The organism is Rhizobium sp. A22-96, assembly GCF_053521805.1.
In genome coordinates this window covers 92,470-108,777 of sequence record NZ_JBNWDQ010000010.1, presented here as the reverse complement: position 1 = coordinate 108,777, position 16,308 = coordinate 92,470, and the positions used below count along the sequence as shown (strand labels likewise).

General features: G+C 58.1%; 14 protein-coding genes and 2 pseudogenes. 11 read left to right on the top strand and 5 right to left on the bottom strand.

The annotated features are described in order from the left end of the window. The first annotated feature begins 105 nt into the window (after nucleotides 1–105). From ACQZ6F_RS32235 to ACQZ6F_RS32215, 5 genes are read left to right on the top strand one after another with little or no spacing between them, the layout of a single operon-like run. Nucleotides 106–1,653 (top strand): HAL/PAL/TAL family ammonia-lyase, encoded by a 1,548-nt coding sequence (locus ACQZ6F_RS32235; RefSeq protein WP_449096163.1) that lies wholly within the window; start codon nucleotides 106–108, stop codon nucleotides 1,651–1,653. A gap of 19 nt (nucleotides 1,654–1,672) precedes the next feature. Then, nucleotides 1,673–2,878 (top strand): CaiB/BaiF CoA transferase family protein, encoded by a 1,206-nt coding sequence (locus tag ACQZ6F_RS32230; RefSeq protein WP_449096164.1) that lies wholly within the window; start codon nucleotides 1,673–1,675, stop codon nucleotides 2,876–2,878. Continuing rightward, nucleotides 2,878–3,798, top strand: a complete 921-nt coding sequence (locus tag ACQZ6F_RS32225) for a 3-hydroxyacyl-CoA dehydrogenase family protein (protein WP_449096165.1) — start codon at nucleotides 2,878–2,880, stop codon at nucleotides 3,796–3,798. The genes ACQZ6F_RS32230 and ACQZ6F_RS32225 overlap by 1 nt, the downstream gene beginning before the upstream one ends. Then, the gene (locus tag ACQZ6F_RS32220) at nucleotides 3,798–4,571 is read left to right on the top strand and encodes an enoyl-CoA hydratase-related protein (RefSeq protein ID WP_449096166.1); all 774 of its coding nucleotides are present in this window, start codon (nucleotides 3,798–3,800) and stop codon (nucleotides 4,569–4,571) included. The genes ACQZ6F_RS32225 and ACQZ6F_RS32220 overlap by 1 nt, the downstream gene beginning before the upstream one ends. Before the next feature lie 44 nt (nucleotides 4,572–4,615). Beyond that, nucleotides 4,616–5,317, top strand: coding sequence for a UTRA domain-containing protein (locus tag ACQZ6F_RS32215; RefSeq protein WP_449096167.1), 702 nt, complete (start codon nucleotides 4,616–4,618; stop codon nucleotides 5,315–5,317). A 30-nt stretch (nucleotides 5,318–5,347) separates the two neighbouring features. Here the strand turns inward: ACQZ6F_RS32215 and ACQZ6F_RS32210 are convergent, their stop codons facing one another. Continuing rightward, the gene (locus tag ACQZ6F_RS32210) at nucleotides 5,348–6,427 is read right to left on the bottom strand and encodes a LacI family DNA-binding transcriptional regulator (RefSeq protein WP_449096168.1); all 1,080 of its coding nucleotides are present in this window, start codon (nucleotides 6,425–6,427) and stop codon (nucleotides 5,348–5,350) included. Nucleotides 6,428–6,612: 185 nt separating this feature from the next. Here ACQZ6F_RS32210 and ACQZ6F_RS32205 point away from each other — a divergent pair, with 185 nt between their 5' ends. From ACQZ6F_RS32205 to ACQZ6F_RS32190, 4 genes are all read left to right on the top strand, one after another. Continuing rightward, complete coding sequence (locus tag ACQZ6F_RS32205) at nucleotides 6,613–7,440, top strand: ABC transporter substrate-binding protein (RefSeq protein ID WP_449096169.1); 828 nt, start codon at nucleotides 6,613–6,615, stop codon at nucleotides 7,438–7,440. Nucleotides 7,441–7,507: 67 nt separating this feature from the next. Next, nucleotides 7,508–9,037, top strand: coding sequence for an amino acid ABC transporter permease/ATP-binding protein (locus ACQZ6F_RS32200; protein WP_449096170.1), 1,530 nt, complete (start codon nucleotides 7,508–7,510; stop codon nucleotides 9,035–9,037). 68 nt (nucleotides 9,038–9,105) lie between these two features. After that, nucleotides 9,106–10,233 carry an NAD(P)/FAD-dependent oxidoreductase gene (locus ACQZ6F_RS32195; RefSeq protein WP_449096171.1) on the top strand — a complete coding sequence of 376 codons (1,128 nt, stop codon included), beginning with the start codon at nucleotides 9,106–9,108 and terminating at the stop codon, nucleotides 10,231–10,233. A 400-nt stretch (nucleotides 10,234–10,633) separates the two neighbouring features. Continuing rightward, nucleotides 10,634–11,974: an NAD(P)/FAD-dependent oxidoreductase gene (locus tag ACQZ6F_RS32190; protein WP_449096172.1), complete on the top strand. Its 1,341-nt coding sequence runs from the start codon at nucleotides 10,634–10,636 to the stop codon at nucleotides 11,972–11,974. A gap of 78 nt (nucleotides 11,975–12,052) precedes the next feature. Here the strand turns inward: ACQZ6F_RS32190 and ACQZ6F_RS32185 are convergent. After that, a pseudogene (locus tag ACQZ6F_RS32185) lies at nucleotides 12,053–12,515 on the bottom strand (SOS response-associated peptidase family protein); the annotation flags it as partial. 499 nt (nucleotides 12,516–13,014) lie between these two features. On the opposite strand from ACQZ6F_RS32185, the gene ACQZ6F_RS32180 reads away from it, so the two are divergent. Further along, the gene (locus tag ACQZ6F_RS32180; RefSeq protein WP_449096173.1) at nucleotides 13,015–13,872 is read left to right on the top strand and encodes a hypothetical protein; all 858 of its coding nucleotides are present in this window, start codon (nucleotides 13,015–13,017) and stop codon (nucleotides 13,870–13,872) included. 338 nt (nucleotides 13,873–14,210) lie between these two features. Here the strand turns inward: ACQZ6F_RS32180 and ACQZ6F_RS32175 are convergent, their stop codons facing one another. Then, nucleotides 14,211–14,585: a VOC family protein gene (locus ACQZ6F_RS32175; RefSeq protein ID WP_449096174.1), complete on the bottom strand. Its 375-nt coding sequence runs from the start codon at nucleotides 14,583–14,585 to the stop codon at nucleotides 14,211–14,213. A gap of 483 nt (nucleotides 14,586–15,068) precedes the next feature. Here ACQZ6F_RS32175 and ACQZ6F_RS32170 point away from each other — a divergent pair, with 483 nt between their 5' ends. After that, nucleotides 15,069–15,530 (top strand): AAC(3)-I family aminoglycoside N-acetyltransferase, encoded by a 462-nt coding sequence (locus tag ACQZ6F_RS32170; protein WP_449096175.1) that lies wholly within the window; start codon nucleotides 15,069–15,071, stop codon nucleotides 15,528–15,530. Between the two features lie 34 nt (nucleotides 15,531–15,564). Here ACQZ6F_RS32170 and ACQZ6F_RS32165 read toward each other — a convergent pair whose 3' ends face one another. Then, the gene (locus ACQZ6F_RS32165) at nucleotides 15,565–15,846 is read right to left on the bottom strand and encodes a type II toxin-antitoxin system RelE/ParE family toxin (RefSeq protein WP_449096230.1); all 282 of its coding nucleotides are present in this window, start codon (nucleotides 15,844–15,846) and stop codon (nucleotides 15,565–15,567) included. After that, nucleotides 15,847–16,104 (bottom strand): annotated as a pseudogene (locus ACQZ6F_RS32160) (type II toxin-antitoxin system ParD family antitoxin). Nucleotides 16,105–16,308 lie beyond the last annotated feature (204 nt).

Below are 16,308 nucleotides of genomic sequence, written 5' to 3'. Positions count from 1 at the left end.
TGTCGATGGCGGCCGGCTCTGCTTCTGGCCGCCAAAGTCCCACACCCGTAACGAAACCAGTTTTCGATCATGTTTCGGAATGGCGGCAAGAATGGAGATCGGCACATGCAAACCAAAGTGAATATATCCGGCTCGGCGACGATCACGCTCGGGACCCAGCAGACCTCGATCGCCGACATCGTTGCCATCGCGCACGGGGCGCAGGTGGAATTGTGCAAGGATGCCATCGACGGCATGAAGCCGGTTCAGCGGCTTTTGCAAGCGGCGATCTCCGAGGGTAGGCCGATCTATGGTTTGACGACCGGCGTGGGCGATCTCTACACCGTCAAGCTGAAGCCGGAAGATATTTCGAAAGCTCAGCTGAACATGCTGCGCAGCCATGCGAGCGGCATGGGCGAGCCTCTCGATGCGCCATCCGTTCGCGCAATCATGGCGACGATGATCAAGGCTCTCCTGCAGGGGCACAGCGGCGTCAGCCCTGAGCTGGTCGCGACGATGGCCGAGATGCTCAACCGTGGGGTTACTCCGTGGTCCCCCGGCAAGGGATCGGTGGGCTACCTGATCGCGACCTCACACATCGGGCTGGTCATATTCGGGGAAGGCAAGGCCTGGTATCGGGGCGAGCTGCTCTCAGGCCGCGAGGCCATGGAGCGCGCATCGATTCCCGTGATCGCACCCGGCCCGCGCGAGGGGCATGCGCTCATCAGTGGCACCTACGAAATCACCGGGATCGGTGCTCTGGCCGTTCATCATGCCGAGGAGCTTGTTGCCATCGCCGACGTTGCCGGTGCCATGAGCCTGGAAGCGCTCAAGGGCAACAGCCGCGGCTACGACGCTCGCCTGCAAAATATGAGAATGCATCCGGGACAGGCTGCAACGGCAAGTCGCCTTCGGGCGCTGCTGGATGGCAGCGACGTTCTCGCCGCCCATAGAGACCACCGGCTGCAGGATGCGCTGAGCCTGCGCTGCATTCCTCAGGTTCATGGCGCCGTGCGCGATGCGCTGGCCTACTGCAAGGACGTGCTGACGATCGAGGTGAACTCCGTAACCGACAATCCCGTTTTCGTCATCGAAGACGGCGAACTTATTCCGCTGCCGGGCGGCAACGGTCATGGCGCTCCGACGGCGCTTGCGCTGGATGTTCTGGCCATCGCCATCGCGCATGTCAGCACCATGTCGCAGGCCCGCTCGGACCGATTGACCAACGGCCATATCAGCGAGTTGCCGCCGTTTCTGGTCGGCCAGAGCGGCGCCAATTCCGGGTTCATGATCCCGCCTTATGCGGCTGCCGCCATCGCCGGAGACAATCGCAGCCTGGCATCGCCGTCCTCGGTCCATACTGTCACCACCTGCGCAAGCCAGGAGGACCACATCAGCATGGGCGTCTCGGCCGCGATCAAGGCGCGAACGGCAGCCGACAACCTGGCCGACATCCTCAGCATTGAATTGATCTGCGCCGCGCAGGGCCTTGATTTCCACCGACCTTTGAGGCCGGGCAGGGGCACCGGCGCGGCCTATGATGCAATACGGGGCGTCGTTGCCACGCGCGACGAAGACCGGGCGATGTATTCCGAACTCCAAGCCGTTCGCCAACTCATCGATGACTCGACGCTTCACACGGTCGTCGAGCACGCGCTCAAAAAAGACGTCTGATCCCAGGGGAGGACAATTCGTGAATGTAAGTGCAAATGCCAAACGGCCGCTGGACGGGATCAAGGTTCTGGATCTCGCCCGCGTTCTGGCGGGTCCTCTCTGCTCGGCGATGCTGGGTGATCTGGGAGCTGTTGTTACGAAGATCGAAATCCCGCAGCAGGGCGACGATTCCCGCCATTTCTCTCCACATATCAATGGCGAGAGCAGTTATTTCATGCAGGTCAATCGCGGCAAGCGAAGCGTTACCCTGGATCTCAAATCCGATGAAGGGCATGCCCTGCTTCTGGAGCTGATCAAGCAAAGCGACGTCCTCGTCGAAAACTTCAGACCAGGCGTCACGGCGCGATTGGGCATAGACTACGAAGCGGTCAAAGCCATCAATCCACGGCTGGTCTATGTCAGCATCTCCGGCTTTGGTCAGGACAGCCCGCTCGCGCATCGCGCCGCCTATGATCATGTGATCCAGGCGATTGGCGGCATCATGACCGTCACCGGCTGGCCAGATGGTCCGCCGACGCGCGTCGGCGATGCGATCGGCGATGTCACCGCCGGCATTTATGGCTCGTGGGGCGCGTTGGCAGCATTGATCCAGCGCGAGCGAACCGGGGAGGGCCAACACGTCGACGTCGCCATGCTGGATTCGCTCATATCCCTTCAAATGGTATCGCTGTCACAGATTACCGGAGGGCGGGAGCCGCCGGGCCGTGTCGGCAATTCGCACCCGATCAGCGCGCCGATGGATGCCTATATGGCGGCGGACGGATATGTCGTCATCGCCGTTGCCAACAATGCCTTGTTCAAGAAGCTGGCGAATACGCTTGGCAACCCTGGGCTTGTGGAGGATGCCCGCTTCAGAACCGATCCCGATCGCCAAAACAATCAGGCTGCCTTGCGGTCTCTCATCGAAAGCTGGACGCGCGACCAAAGCGTGGAAGACGTGACCGAGCGTCTAGAGGAAGCAGGCATACCGGCCGCGCCGATTTACAATCTGGCACAGGCACTTGCCACACCGCACGCGCATCATCGACGGATCGTCAAAACCGTTCAACATCCGACCGCCGGTGCATTCCACGTCCTGCCGCAACCGGTCATGTTCAGCGATGTCGAGCCCGCGGAAAGCCACGTGGCTCCCATTCTGGGTCAACACACCGACAGTGTGCTCGGCGCGGAATTGGGGCTGAGCGCCGCCCAGATCGAGGGTCTCAGAGCGCGGGGGATCATCTGATGAGCACGCTTCATTCAAATCATGAGATAGCCAGCCTTCCACGCGTGGCAGTTCTGGGCGCCGGCACGATGGGTACCGGAATTGCCGGTGTCTTTGCCGCACTCGGCTATCCCGTGCGCCTCTTCTCCCGCAGTCAGAGCACACTGGATACTGCTCGCAAGAAGATCGAAACGCGCACAAACGCAGAGATGCAGGTCGAATACATCTCATCGCTGCAGGACTGTGTGGATGGTGCTGACATCGTGACCGAGAACCTGGCCGAGGACGTGTTGCTGAAGCAGCGCATCTTCGCCGAGATCGAATCTCTGGTTTCGAGGGAATGCCTGCTATCGACAAACACGTCGAGCGTTCCGATCACGACGATTGCGGAAAAACTGGAGCGGCCTGAGCGTGTTGTCGGGATCCACTGGTTTAACCCTCCGGCCGTGATGCCCCTTGTCGAGATCGTACGCGGTGAAAAAACCGCCGATGATGTCGTTCAGCGCGCGCGTGAACTTTGCGCGGCAATCGGCAAGGAAGTGATCGAGGTGAAAACCGACGTAGCGGGTTTCGTGGTCAACCGGCTGCAATACGCAATTCTGCGCGAAGCCCTCCATCTCGTGTCGGCTGGTGTCGCGTCTATCGAGGATGTCGATCGTGCGGTCGAGACGACGCTGGCGCCGCGCTGGTCTGCCGCCGGACCCTTGCGCCTGATGGACATGGCGGGTCTCGATACCGTCGAAAAGGTCTCCGGAATTCTCATGCCGGCGTTGGATCGCGGCGAGGCCGTGTCGCCATTGGTGCGCAGCCTCTGCAAGGAAGGGGCGTTCGGGACAAAAAGCGGGCGCGGTTTCTACCCCTGGACAGAAGAGGGGGTCGCGGCAGCGATCTCCCGCAGGGACGAAACCGTGCGTCTGCTCACGGAAAGGCGGAAATCATAATGTCGCCATTGGTTCGGAGAGCGAGTTACGACGGGTTCGCGCAGATCGTCCTCGACAGGCCCGACAAACGAAATGCGCTCAATGCGAAGATGTTGACGGAGCTCGTCGCCATGCTTCGCGATTGTGAGACCGATCCAGCCGTGCGCGCGATCGTCATCAGCGGCAGCGAGCGTGGATTTGCGGCCGGCGCTGATATCGGCGCTCTCGCATCAGCCAATCCGATCGAGCTCTTTACGAGCGGCTTTAGCGAAAACTGGGATCAGGTGGCGGCGATTACCAAGCCGCTGATTGCCGCAATCTCGAGCTACGCCTTGGGCGGCGGTCTCGAGCTGGCTCTCATCTGCGACATTATCGTCGCAGACCAGACCGCGCTCTTCGGGCTGCCGGAGGCGGCAATCGGAACGATACCGGGCGCTGGAGGCACGCAGCGCCTGGTTCGTGTTGTCGGCAAGTCGATGGCCATGGAAATGATCCTGGCCGGACGCCGTCTGACGGCGGAGGAAGCACGTCGCTTCGGTCTCGTCAGCTCGGTAACTTCCGATGGCCAAAATGTGCAGGACCTTGCTTTCGAAATCGCGGCACGGATTGCCCGCGCGGCGCCATTGGCGGTCAAGATAGCCAAGGCGGCGGTGCTTGCAAGCTTCGAAACCCCGCTATCGGCGGGCATTCAATACGAACGGTCGTTGTCCGCGCTGATCGCGGCGAGCGAGGACAGATCAGAGGGGGTGCGGGCATTCGCGGCCAAAGCTCAACCAAACTTCACTGGAAGATGACAGGCCGCCCCGCGTTCAATCAGGATTCAACGTGAGATCACGGAATGGTTCGCTATCAAGACGTTCGGCGCGGCATACTCGCCCGGATTCGCGGGGGCGAATGGCCTCCTGGACATCGCGTCCCTTCCGAAAGCATGCTTGCAGCGATGTTCGGCGCCTCCAAAATGACTGCCGATCGCGCTGTTCGCGAACTCGTCAGGGAGGGCGAGGTTACACGGACGCCGCGCGTTGGCTCCTTTGTTGCGAGCAAGCACAGTTTTCCAATCCTCTTGCAAATGCGCGATACAGCCGATCACGTCCGGAGGCGGGGCAAAGTATATACTGGCAAGGTCATCAGCATGTCCGAAGAACCGGCCACGCCAGCAATTTCCGAAGAGTTTGCTATCCCTTGCAGCTCACCGATCTTTCACTCCGTGATGGTTCACTTTGAAGACGCAGTAGCGGTGCAGCTCGAGGAGCGTTTCGTTCATCCGATAGTCGCTCCTGACTATTTTCATCAAGATTTCAGCGAGCAGACGCCAGCTACATATCTTAGCCGCGTTTGCCACCTTCAAAAAGCGGAGTGCCGTATTGAAGCCGTTGCGCCAGCGGCCTGGGAACAAAAACTTCTCGGAATGCTTCCGGGCGACGCTTGCCTGTCTATTCGCGAACGGTCAGTTGCAAAGGGCGTCTCGGCATCAATTGCTCGATTTGTTTCACCTGCGGACCGCTTCCAACTTGATACAGGACGACTGTCTAGCCTCTGAAGGATAGCCAGTCTGGGATACCGGACGTTATTAGTCACGGCCGCCAGGCAGTAAGGCAACCGAACCGCGCTTGATCAGTGCCGTTTGGATGGCGATCCGTTCGACTGGCAGATCCGCGCCGTTCAGCCGTAAGATCAGTCGCTCGGCGGCCTTCTTTCCCATTTCGTAGACCGGTTGGTCGATGACGGTGATCGGTGGTGTCGTCACGGTCGTCCAGTCGGCATCCAAAAAGGAAATCATCGAGATATCCTTAGGTATGGACAGTTCGAGCGCCTGTAAGATCTTGAATACTCTGTGGCCGACAAGGCTGTCAGATGCGATGAGGGCAGTAGGCGGTGCCGCATCTTGCAGCAAGCTCCTGATGATGTCATCCGTCCTACTCTGGTCGGTTGCACCAAGCCGCACATAATGGGGGGCTTTCTCAACGCCGGCATCAGCGAGTTCCTTCAGCACACCTTCCACGCGTTCGCGAACCGCGGAATTGGAAATGCTGTGGCTGGCGCTAAGGAATTCCCTTTCTGCATCCATGGCGGATACATAGGCGATCCGGCGATGCCCCATGTCGAGAAGATAGCGGGTTGCCATTATGGCAGCTTTGAAATCGTCACCCGTCACAGCGTCGACGCCAAGCTCGGGAATGCTTCGGTCGAAGAGAACGAGCGGCACGCCGACGCGGCGTATGTCCTGCAGATGCTCCATTCGGTCGCATCGCGCAGGCGTGACGATCAGGCCATCCACGCGCTTGCCGATGAGCAGGTCGACCGCTGATTTCTCCGCCTGAAGCTCCTCACCCGAATTGGCGATAATGACATTGAAGCCAGCCATGCGCGCGACGTCGCTAATCCCTCTGACCGCGAGGCTGAAGAAGGCATTTTCGATATCGCCGACGACAACGCCGATGATTCCGGATTTGCCCGTAGTCATGCTGCGGGCGAGTTCATTTGGCCGATATTCGAGTGCAGCAGCAGCGGCAAGCACTTGCGCGCGAACCTTGTCGCTGACGACGCCATAGCCACCGAGGACGCGCGCAGCGGTAGCTTTGGAGACATTCGCTGCCTTGGCAACATCGGCAACTGTAACGGAGCGTTTTGAGGTGAGGGGCTCTTCCATGGGATGACGACTACAAGAGTTGTTGACGGACGGTCAATCTCAAGTTAACAAATATATATGAGACCGGTCTCTTTATATATGAGACCGGTCTCTTGTCTAGATAATCTCTTGCCGATCGATGGGCAGAGATACGGACGCGCATGCACGAATGCCGATAAGAGCATCCTTCAGAGCGGAGAACGAACATGAAAATATCTAGTCTATTCTCAGCCATTGCCGCGCCCCTGCGCGCCGGTGTGCTGGCCTATCTCGTCGCAACAAGCGTCAGCCCGGCAGCTGCCGCCGAAAATCCTTACAATCTGATCGATCCGGGCGTCATCAGCGTCGGCACGATGGGAGATTCCAAGCCCTACACCTTTACGACGGCCGATGGACAATTCACCGGCTTCGACATTGAACTCTTCCTCAACGTCGTCTCCCGCATGGGTTTCCCCAAGGACAAGGTGACGTTCACCGGCCAGGAGTTTTCGGCCCTATTGCCATCCGTCGCCAATCAGCGCTTTGATGTCGCCGTCGCCGCGATCGGGACCACCGACGCACGTAAGAAGACGGTCGATTTCTCAGACGGCTATCTCGCCGGCTATCTTTCGGTTCTCACCTCCGATGCATCGATCAAGGACGCGAGCGGCCTGAAGGGCAAGCGCCTCGGTGTGGTGCAGGGCACATTGCAGGAGATTTATGCTACGAAAAACTTTACCGGCACGGATCTCGTCAAATTCCCGGACAACAATTCGGCCGTGGCCGCATTGAACAACGGCACCATCGACGCACATTTCCTCGATTACGAAGCAGCCAAGCAATATGGTGAGCGCTATACTGCATTGAAGATTGCAGTGAACATCCCGTCTTTCGATGCACCGGCAGGATTCGTGGTTCACAAAGGCAATGACGCCCTACGTCTGGCGCTCAACAAAGCACTGCACGAAGCGATGCAGGATGGCACCTGGAAGGCACTTTATGAGAAGTGGTTCCCTGGTTCGCCGATGCCCGATCAATATCTTCCCAAGAAGTAAGGTCGCCGCCGCCCGGCTTGTTGGGCGGCGGCATTTGCCTGCTCTCAAGAACTTCATGGGGAATTGAATGGATTGGCTAGAAAATCTCCGCCGTAGCTTCCTTGATTGGGATGCGATGGCGGAAGTCCTGCCGAGTATGATCACCGTCGGGTTGAAGAACACGCTGATCCTGGCGGCCGCTTCCACTGTGCTCGGCGTTGCTATCGGAATGCTGCTGGCGGTGATGGGTATCTCGCAATCGCGCTGGCTGCGCCTGCCGGCGCGCATCTACACCGATATCTTTCGTGGCTTGCCGGCGATCGTAACGATCCTGATCATTGGTCAGGGTTTTGCTCGCATCGGCCGCGAGCTTTTCGGTCCATCGCCTTTTCCACTGGGCATCATCGCGCTTAGCCTCATCGCAGGCGCCTATATCGGCGAGATCTTTCGATCCGGCATCCAAAGCGTCGAGCGAGGTCAAATGGAAGCTTGTCGCGCGCTCAGCATGAGTTATGGTCAGGGAATGCGCCTGATCGTCATTCCGCAAGGCGTACGGCGCGTCCTGCCGGCTCTCGTCAATCAGTTCATCGGCAACGTCAAGGATTCCAGTCTTGTCTACTTTCTCGGGCTGCTGGCGTCCGAGCGTGAGATCTTCCGTGTCGGTCAGGACCAGGCCGTCGTTACCGGCAATCTCTCACCTTTGTTGCTTGCAGGCGTCTTCTATCTCGTCATCACCGTTCCGCTGACACATCTCGTCAATTACATCGACACACATCTGCGTCTCGGGCGTCAGGGGCGCGGTTCCGGTGCGACGAGTGGGCTTGTCGAGGTTGGCGAGCTGGAAACGGCGTCGGGCACTCGGACGTCCCGCGCGGGCGCGGCTCCACGCTTCAAGGGCGGGGCGGTCAAAGTCCGTGATCTCAGCATGTCCTACGGCGATCTTGAAGTGCTGAAAGGCATCGATCTCGATGTCGCTCACGGCACCGTGACGTGCATTGTCGGACCATCGGGCTCGGGCAAGTCGACGTTGCTAAGATGCCTCAATCGGCTGGTGGAACCGAGGCGCGGTAGTATCGAACTCGATGGAGAGAGTATCCTGTCCATGAAGCCGGAAAGCCTGCGCCGGCGTGTCGGCATGGTGTTTCAGCACTTCAATCTCTTTCCGGATCACACAGCACTTGAAAACGTCATGTTGTCGCTGTCGAAGATCAAGAAACTGCCCAAGGACGAGGCGCGACGGATTGCCGAGGCTCGCCTCGCGGAAGTCGGGCTTGCCGAACGCAAGGATCATCGGCCCGCCGGCCTTTCCGGCGGCCAGCAGCAACGCGTCGCAATCGCTCGCGCACTGGCCATGGATCCCGAGGTTGTCCTCTTTGACGAGGTGACGAGCGCGCTCGATCCAGAGCTTGTGAAGGGCGTTCTCGACCTGATGGCCAATCTCGGGCGTCAGGGCATGACCATGGTCATCGTCACGCACGAAATGGGGTTTGCCCGCAAGGTGGCCGACCAGGTCATTTTCATGGATGAAGGCCGCATCGTTGAAGCTGGCCCGCCGCAACAGATCTTCGACAATCCTCAAAACGAACGTCTGAAACGCTTCCTTGCCGAAGTTCTCTGACAACCAGGGCCGACTGCGGCTCAGTCGGCTCTTTGATCGCAACACCCACTATAGACAAGGTTTCCAACATGCATGCTTCCATTCGTCCTTCGAAGGTCATTGTCGTCGGGGGTGGTATCTTCGGCGTTTCCACGGCCGTCCATCTCGCCCGGCTCGGAATTCAAACAACCGTGATCAATCATGGCTCTTTGGCAAATGGCGCATCTGGCCGCTCACTTGCTTGGCTCAATTCGGCTCGGCGCCGATCGGATGCGTATCATCGGCTGCGTATGGCTGGGATTGACCGCTATCGCACACTTTCGGCCAAATATCCCGGGGCAGCCTGGTTGCGCTTCGATGGTGGATTGACCTGGGACGCCGATGACGCTGGCAATGACATTGCCGCGGTCTTTGACTATGAGCGGGACCTTGGCTACCACGCGCAATTGCTGAGTGCGGATCAGATTACCAAGGCAATACCGGGTGTCGATCTCCTCTCTGTAACGCGGCAAGGCGCGATCCTCAATCCGGGCGAGGGCTGGGTCGATCTGCCATCATTGATCGGCGTTCTTGCTGAGGAGTTCCAGGCGCTGGGTGGCGAAATCGTCACAGACGCAGGCAGGGCGACGGTGAATATGCGGGACGGCCGCGCCACCGGCGTCACGACGGCAAACGGTGTCGATTGGTCGGCTGATGCGGTGTTGCTGGCCGCCGGCGGTGCGGTGCCAGCGATTGTTGCAGAGGCCGGCCAGCATATTGGTGACGATACGCCGATCGCACTTCTCGTTCGAACGAAGCCGATCGATCATCCCCTGAAGGCTGTGCTGAATACGCCGCGGGTTGCCATCCGACCGACCCACGATGGGGCCTTTGCCCTGGATTCTGCGTGGTCTGAGGAAGAGGTTATCGTGAATGCCGACGGCAGCTACCAGATCAAGACATCGACCCTTGAGGGATTGCTGCAGGAAGCCTCAAAGGTGCTGGAAGGAAATCCCAAGCTCGAAATCGGCGACTACGGCGTCGGCCCCAAACCCATCCCCGGTGACGGCGAGCCGGTTTTTGGAGAGTTGCAGGCTATACCCGGCTATTTCGTCGCCTTCAGCCATAGCGGCGCCACTCTTGGCCTGATTGCCGGCGAGCTGCTTGCCGACGAAATCGCCACCGGCAAGCGTCATCCGCTTCTAGGCGCGTTCCGACCGGAGCGCTTCGCCCGATAAAGCGATCGCAAAAGCGGCCGATGCATTCTCAAGAGCGTCCGTGCGCGCGAGCAACGCGACCGGCCGGTGTCAGGGCGCGACGGTCATCTCAAGGACGTATGAACGGTGTCCCACTATCGAGAAAGGTGTGGGTGGGTTGCGCTGGCAACGGCCAGATAAACTCAAAGCGCAAATCTTTCTCGGTGCCATACCGTTTAAGACTTCTGTCGATCGAGAATCCGGCGCTTATTTATGACAGATCGTCGGTCCAATTTCCTTTACGAGCTCCCGACCTCATTCGGGTCGACGTGGACCGTAAATTGGATAATGAGCACAAAAATGCGGACAACGTCACCGCGCTTGAAATAGGTCTGCTCCAAGGTTAGGGATCAAGGAGGCCTCCATCCACAAAGATGTTCTGATGTTTCCATTTTCCGTCGCGGACCCGATCCGACATTCCAGCGCCCTGCCAAAAACCTCGGAGGTGGTGATCATTGGCGGAGGGATCATTGGTGTCAGTACAGCGATCTTCCTTGCGGCCCGCAACATTCAGGTGACTTTGCTGGAAAAAGGACGTGTCGCTGCGGAACAATCGTCGCGAAACTGGGGATGGATACGAAAACAGGGAAGAGACGCTGACGAGCTGCCGATAGTGATCGAGGCATGCCGTTTGTGGCAGCAGCTCGCGGAAGAGTGCGGTGAAGACATTGGTCTGAGGCAGACAGGGGTTACGTATCTTGCAAGGTCCGAAAAGGACATGACGGGGTTCGCTGACTTCATGAAGATCGCCACCGCCCATAAGATCGATACCCGTCTTGTCGACGGGGCGCAGGTCTCCTCCATGATCAAAGGAATGGCACGCAGATTTTCCGGAGCGATGACGACGCCGTCTGATATGCGGGCGGAGCCTTGGCTGGCCGTTCCAGCTTTTGCGCGGCTTGCTGCCCGCCGGGGCGTCACAATCATTGAAGGCTGCGCCGCCCGAACCCTTGATATCGCTGCGGGCCGGGTTGTGGGCGTGTGGACCGAGCGCGGAAAGATCGAAACCTCGAACGTCCTGGTCGCCGGAGGTGCATGGTCGTCGCTGTTCTTAAAGAAGCATGGTGTTTCCATTCCTCAGCTCAGCGTCAGGGCCACGGTCGCAGCAACAGGGCCGTTGCCCGAGTTTCATGCCGGCGCGGCCGTCGATGACGATATCGCGTTCAGGCGTCGGCAGGATGGTGGATACACGCTGGCTCCTGGCAGGAGCAATCTTCTTTATGTCGGCCCCGATGCATTCCGACACGCCAGGAAATATCTTCCGGCCCTGATGGCCCATCCTCTGGGAACTCGTTATCTCCCTGCCGCTCCCTCGGGATTCCCTGATGGTTGGTCGACCCCCCGCGACTGGACACCAGATGAGACAAGCCCTTTCGAGCAGATGCGGGTGCTTAATCCAGCTCCTGGCCGTTCCGATCTGGCTGCGATCCTGCGCGGCTTTAAAAATCTGTTTCCGCAGTTCGAAAACCTTCGCCTGGAAACGACATGGGCGGGGATGATCGACGCCATGCCAGACGCGGTCCCGGTTGTTGATCGGGTCGAACCGATTGGCGGCCTATTCGTGGCAACAGGGATGAGTGGCCACGGTTTCGGCATCGGGCCCGGGATTGGCCGCATTATGTCCGACATGATCCGTGGAAGCGACATCGGCCATGATCTGCATCGTTTCCGCCTGTCCCGCTTCGCGGACGGTAGCCCTATTCGAATGGGCCCTGCTATCTGACAAATCCCGCATGGGACCGCGACCGCTGTGGCGCGAGATAGGTAACTAAAGGTCAGCCTTATTGCATTCCACGAACTATCAGAACAACTCCGGCTGGTCGACGAGTTCGCCTTCTTTGGTGTGACGACGACCGATCCATGAGGCTCTCCGGACGCCACCTTGAGAGTAGATCCGGAAGTTGGGCAGATTCCTTGGCCTCCTCCCATTGCGCCGTCATCCAGATGTCAGTCTCTTCCTTGGTTGCGACAGGGCCGACGTGGCCTTGTCGTGAATGGGTTTGACGAGGTTGTTCGGATCAGTGCTCAAAAACCCGCAGAGATCGTCGCTCCATCCTTGATCTTTCGCACGGGCGTCCATTGCGGAACGTGGATGCCGGCAAAGAACATCAGCGGCATGTCCTCGTGGGGCGTAAGCCAGGGATTCGGCACATTGCCTCTATGCTCCTGGTTGCTGGATCGGGAGCGGTGAGGCTGGCGACGGGCACAAGACAGCAGTTTTCGACACTGAACCAGCGCTTCCAGTGCGGAAGCTTGCGTGTTGAATTCCGTCATGATTTGAGCCGCTTTCTGCTTGGTGTTGATTTTCACTGAGAACTGACCCGGCATTGGAGTGAACCCTTCGGGCTGAACCACGAGAGACGAAAAACTGGTACACTCTGTGGGCCTCAATCGGAGAAGGCTCATGAAATCCCGAGGTCCATAGTCATGCCGGCGTCGCTCCAGACTCCATGGATATTGCAATTTTCCTGTCGGTTTCGAATGGCTGGTGGGATCTTAACGGGGGTCATTCTTCAAAGCCGGCTCACAACCCTGCAAACGATCCGTGCACCAATGCCGGGAACCACTACCCCGTACCGACTTGACGTCAACCTCCATTCTCTCCAAAGATCAAATCGATCTTGGGCAGGCGATAGTGTCCGGCTTCATGTCGGAATCATCGTCTGGCATCAGTGGAGTGCGCACCCAGCGGCAGACCGCTATTTCCCCTGTTGCGTGGGCGAACGAACCATTGTCGCGCGTCGGTTTCAGAAGGCTTCGTGAATGGCAAATTACGTGTTCCTCAACTCATCTGAACAGCCTCGTATGCCGTCGGGTGAAGCCGGCGAGTGGAGGCAGTTCTGGCGTGATGGCAGCAGCGAGCTGGAAGCCAAAAACGGGATTCCACTGTTATGGTGGTGCCTGTTCGGGGAAGCCGATATTGCCCGTGCCCGGATCATCGACAATTTTGACATCGATGATCCGGATGGAGAGCGTGAGGACTTCAAGGCGGAATCGGGCTGCTCCGAAGACACGACCTATCCTTACCTGGTGACGAGCCGTGAGCAGGCGCTCATCCGGCTGAACCGGCGGCGCGAACCTGTGCTGAGGGGTATCGGTGAGACATACGCTCCTATCTATGACGGTTTTGTCGAGTTAATAGAGCGCGATTTTGGACCCTTTATCCTTGTCAGGACGGCTGGCCTTCCCGATCCTGAGGATGCAGAGGCCGGGTTACGAGAGACCGCCGGCTCCATGGATCGTCTTGAGGACGGTCCGGGGCCGATTTTTGAGAGCATGGTGGCAGATTTCAAAAGGTGGCAAAATTCCGACCCGATCTGGCTGCTTAGCGGAGCGGGTGCGGATGCCTGGCCAACGCCTGCACTTGCCTCGGCATTCCCAAGCGGTCGGAAGCCAGGGCGGGATGCTTCGGGTGCCTCTACCTCTGACAGCTATGCTGTAAGTAACCCCGCTCGTTCCAAGATGTTGCCCAAGTTCGTCGTGGAATGGATAGGGCCTTTGTTTGTGGGCGGATGCACCGTCATCGTTTATCTATGGATGCGGTCGATCGCGCTAGGCGCATTCGCCTTCGCGGTATCAGTGGCCTTGTTCGCCTTGCTGGTCACGAAGTTCAATCGCTAGTTCAGGAGTCTTCTGCCGAAGAGGAGCCAAAGACACGCTCAAAGATCAATCTTGGTCGAGCTGTGTTTCATGTCTCCGATCGGCTATGGCTGTCATGACACAATGCGTCTTCCCGTGCTCCTCTTATCAGGAAATTCCAACTGCGTTTTCGTCGATATGGATTTGGGCGGCCGGTTTTTGTTTTGCCAGTTTGTCCTCATTTGAAATAGCTTTAAGCTACCTCCCGGCCGTGGTGACGAATTAGCCGAAGACAGCTTTCGGCCCAACGCCGACATTCCCGGGTCTACTCGTCTCTGAACATCGATCATGCTGTGTGATAGCCGCAGCTGACGCCGCTCTCATTTCGTGGGCTGGGACCGAGCGGTTAGTTTATTTCCGTCCGGATCGCGAAGATAAGCGACGAAGGACCCGTTCGGACGCTCCGCGGGTGGGCTCTCGATCGCTGTGCCACCGTGCCTGGTACCGGCGACATACCACGCTAGAACATGATCCTGGCTTGCGGCGGCGATACCGATCGTTCCACCGTTGGCAACTGTTGCCGGCTTACCGTCGATCGGCTTCGTGATCATCAGGCGACCGCCCTCGTAGACGTAGATCAGCCTGCCTCTCGCATCCATCTCGCCGGGCTTGCCTCCTAATGCCAAGAACGTGGCGTCGTAGAAGGCTCTGGCGCGCTCCAAGTCATTGCTACCGATCATAATGTGGGTGAACATGCTTCATCTCCTGTAGGACGCCCGATGGCCCAATCTTGATGGGCCTAATCTGGTGGCGGGTTAGTCCTGGCATTTGTTTACCGGACTTTTGTGGCATTCGCAGAATAGGGCGTTTTGCACCAGCCGCAATGTCCCGTACTGGCGCGAAGCGGCCGAAGACACATCGAGGCTATGCCAAACGGTTTCTCCAAAAAGGTCGAGATTTCCGACAATGCAAAATCGAAAGCTCGGCGTAATTTCAATCGCGGCGAAAGGCAGGATTTGGCCCAATCTGGCCACTACAGGATGGTTCGTGGATGTTTGAGACGGGGCGGTTTGCTGCAATTGCGCGTTGGTGCCACACTTATAGATAGGCGGACGGTGGTGTAGGCAACGCGATACTATCATATAGTGAGCCCGATAGCCTCAGCTCTTCAACGATCAGGCTCTCAGCTCGAATGAAGGCCGCGTTACTTTCCGCCCATTTTCCAAGGAGAAATGTGGATGAATCCGATCATAATTCAACGTCTGAGCACTGGCGATGCTGTCAAACTCCAACGTCTAAACGAATTGTTCGGCGACGCGTTTCATGATCCAGAGAGCTACACATCACGACCGCCCAGCAGCGAGTATTTGTCTCGCTTGCTAACAAAGGACCACGTTATAGTCTTGGTTTCTTTGGACGGTGACGACGTGACCGGCGGCCTTGTCGCGTACGAGCTTGAAAAGTTTGAGCAAGAACGCAACGAGTTATACATCTACGATATCGCTGTAGCCGAAAGCCGTCGCCGTTGCGGTATTGCGACGCTGCTGATCAACCAGCTTGTCGATATCGGCGCTGCTCGCAAAGCCCATGTCGTCTATGTGAAAGCGGACTATGGTGACGAACCGGCTATCGCACTTTACTCTGGCTTAGGTGATCGGGCTGAGGTGCTCCATTTTGATATTGCCGTAAATCAAGGTTAAAATGACGGCGTAAAGTCTTGAGTTATAGAAGTAGTCAGTCGAGCCAGCTCGACGGTTCACGCATCCCATGGACAACAGCCACTATTTCGGCGCCATAGTCTACCGGCTCGTAGATAGCGATATAGCGTCCTTCAACAACAAGCCATGCCCCCTTGCTAATCTCGGGCCGCGCAGGCCCCATTTCGGGATGGATGGCAACCATCTCGAACTTCTCAAAAAGCTTCTGCAAAAGCCTGTCAGCTGCCGGTTCGTTGTGAGAGGCGATGTTGTGCCAGATGTCGCGCATCTGACGCTGGGCGCGCGGTGAAAGCTGTATTTAGGCACTAGGCCGGCGTTCCGCTTTCAGGCTCTTGAGGGATTCCACTGGGTCGACCTCTTGCGGCTCACCGCTCGCCTTGCCTTCGGCATGCTCTCGCTTGAGCTTTTAAAGCTCGATGGATCGGAGTTCCTCGCGCTGCTCCAGCAGGCGCAGGCTGTCGCGCATCACTTCGCTAGCACTTGCATAGCGTCCGCTTTCGACAAGCTCTCGGACAAGGCCCTCATAGCGCGGACCGATGTTATAGCTCGATGGCATGGCAGTACCTTTCATCAAAAATAACGTTATCAGTTTTTGATAACTCCGGTAAATCAAACCTACACCAGCCGCAGCAATGCATTTGCGCTATAATTGGTAGTACCTTGCATGTTCAGCTAGCCTCCGCCTCAATTGCCCAGCGCGTTCAAGGCGTCAACCTGACGAGGATTCGCAGCGTGCTCTTCCGCCGGAGGTCCTCTCACC

Bases quoted from the DNA above. Each gene is read 5' to 3' on its own strand.
- ACQZ6F_RS32210 (WP_449096168.1), bottom strand. From the start codon at position 6,427: ATGGAAGAGCCCCTCACCTCAAAACGCTCCGTTACAGTTGCCGATGTT.
- ACQZ6F_RS32175 (WP_449096174.1), bottom strand. From the start codon at position 14,585: ATGTTCACCCACATTATGATCGGTAGCAATGACTTGGAGCGCGCCAGA.
- ACQZ6F_RS32170 (WP_449096175.1), top strand. From the start codon at position 15,069: ATGAATCCGATCATAATTCAACGTCTGAGCACTGGCGATGCTGTCAAA.
- ACQZ6F_RS32205 (WP_449096169.1), top strand. From the start codon at position 6,613: ATGAAAATATCTAGTCTATTCTCAGCCATTGCCGCGCCCCTGCGCGCC.
- ACQZ6F_RS32200 (WP_449096170.1), top strand. From the start codon at position 7,508: ATGGATTGGCTAGAAAATCTCCGCCGTAGCTTCCTTGATTGGGATGCG.
- ACQZ6F_RS32225 (WP_449096165.1), top strand. From the start codon at position 2,878: ATGAGCACGCTTCATTCAAATCATGAGATAGCCAGCCTTCCACGCGTG.
- ACQZ6F_RS32215 (WP_449096167.1), top strand. From the start codon at position 4,616: ATGGTTCGCTATCAAGACGTTCGGCGCGGCATACTCGCCCGGATTCGC.
- ACQZ6F_RS32195 (WP_449096171.1), top strand. From the start codon at position 9,106: ATGCATGCTTCCATTCGTCCTTCGAAGGTCATTGTCGTCGGGGGTGGT.
- ACQZ6F_RS32180 (WP_449096173.1), top strand. From the start codon at position 13,015: ATGGCAAATTACGTGTTCCTCAACTCATCTGAACAGCCTCGTATGCCG.
- ACQZ6F_RS32220 (WP_449096166.1), top strand. From the start codon at position 3,798: ATGTCGCCATTGGTTCGGAGAGCGAGTTACGACGGGTTCGCGCAGATC.
- ACQZ6F_RS32235 (WP_449096163.1), top strand. From the start codon at position 106: ATGCAAACCAAAGTGAATATATCCGGCTCGGCGACGATCACGCTCGGG.
- ACQZ6F_RS32190 (WP_449096172.1), top strand. From the start codon at position 10,634: ATGTTTCCATTTTCCGTCGCGGACCCGATCCGACATTCCAGCGCCCTG.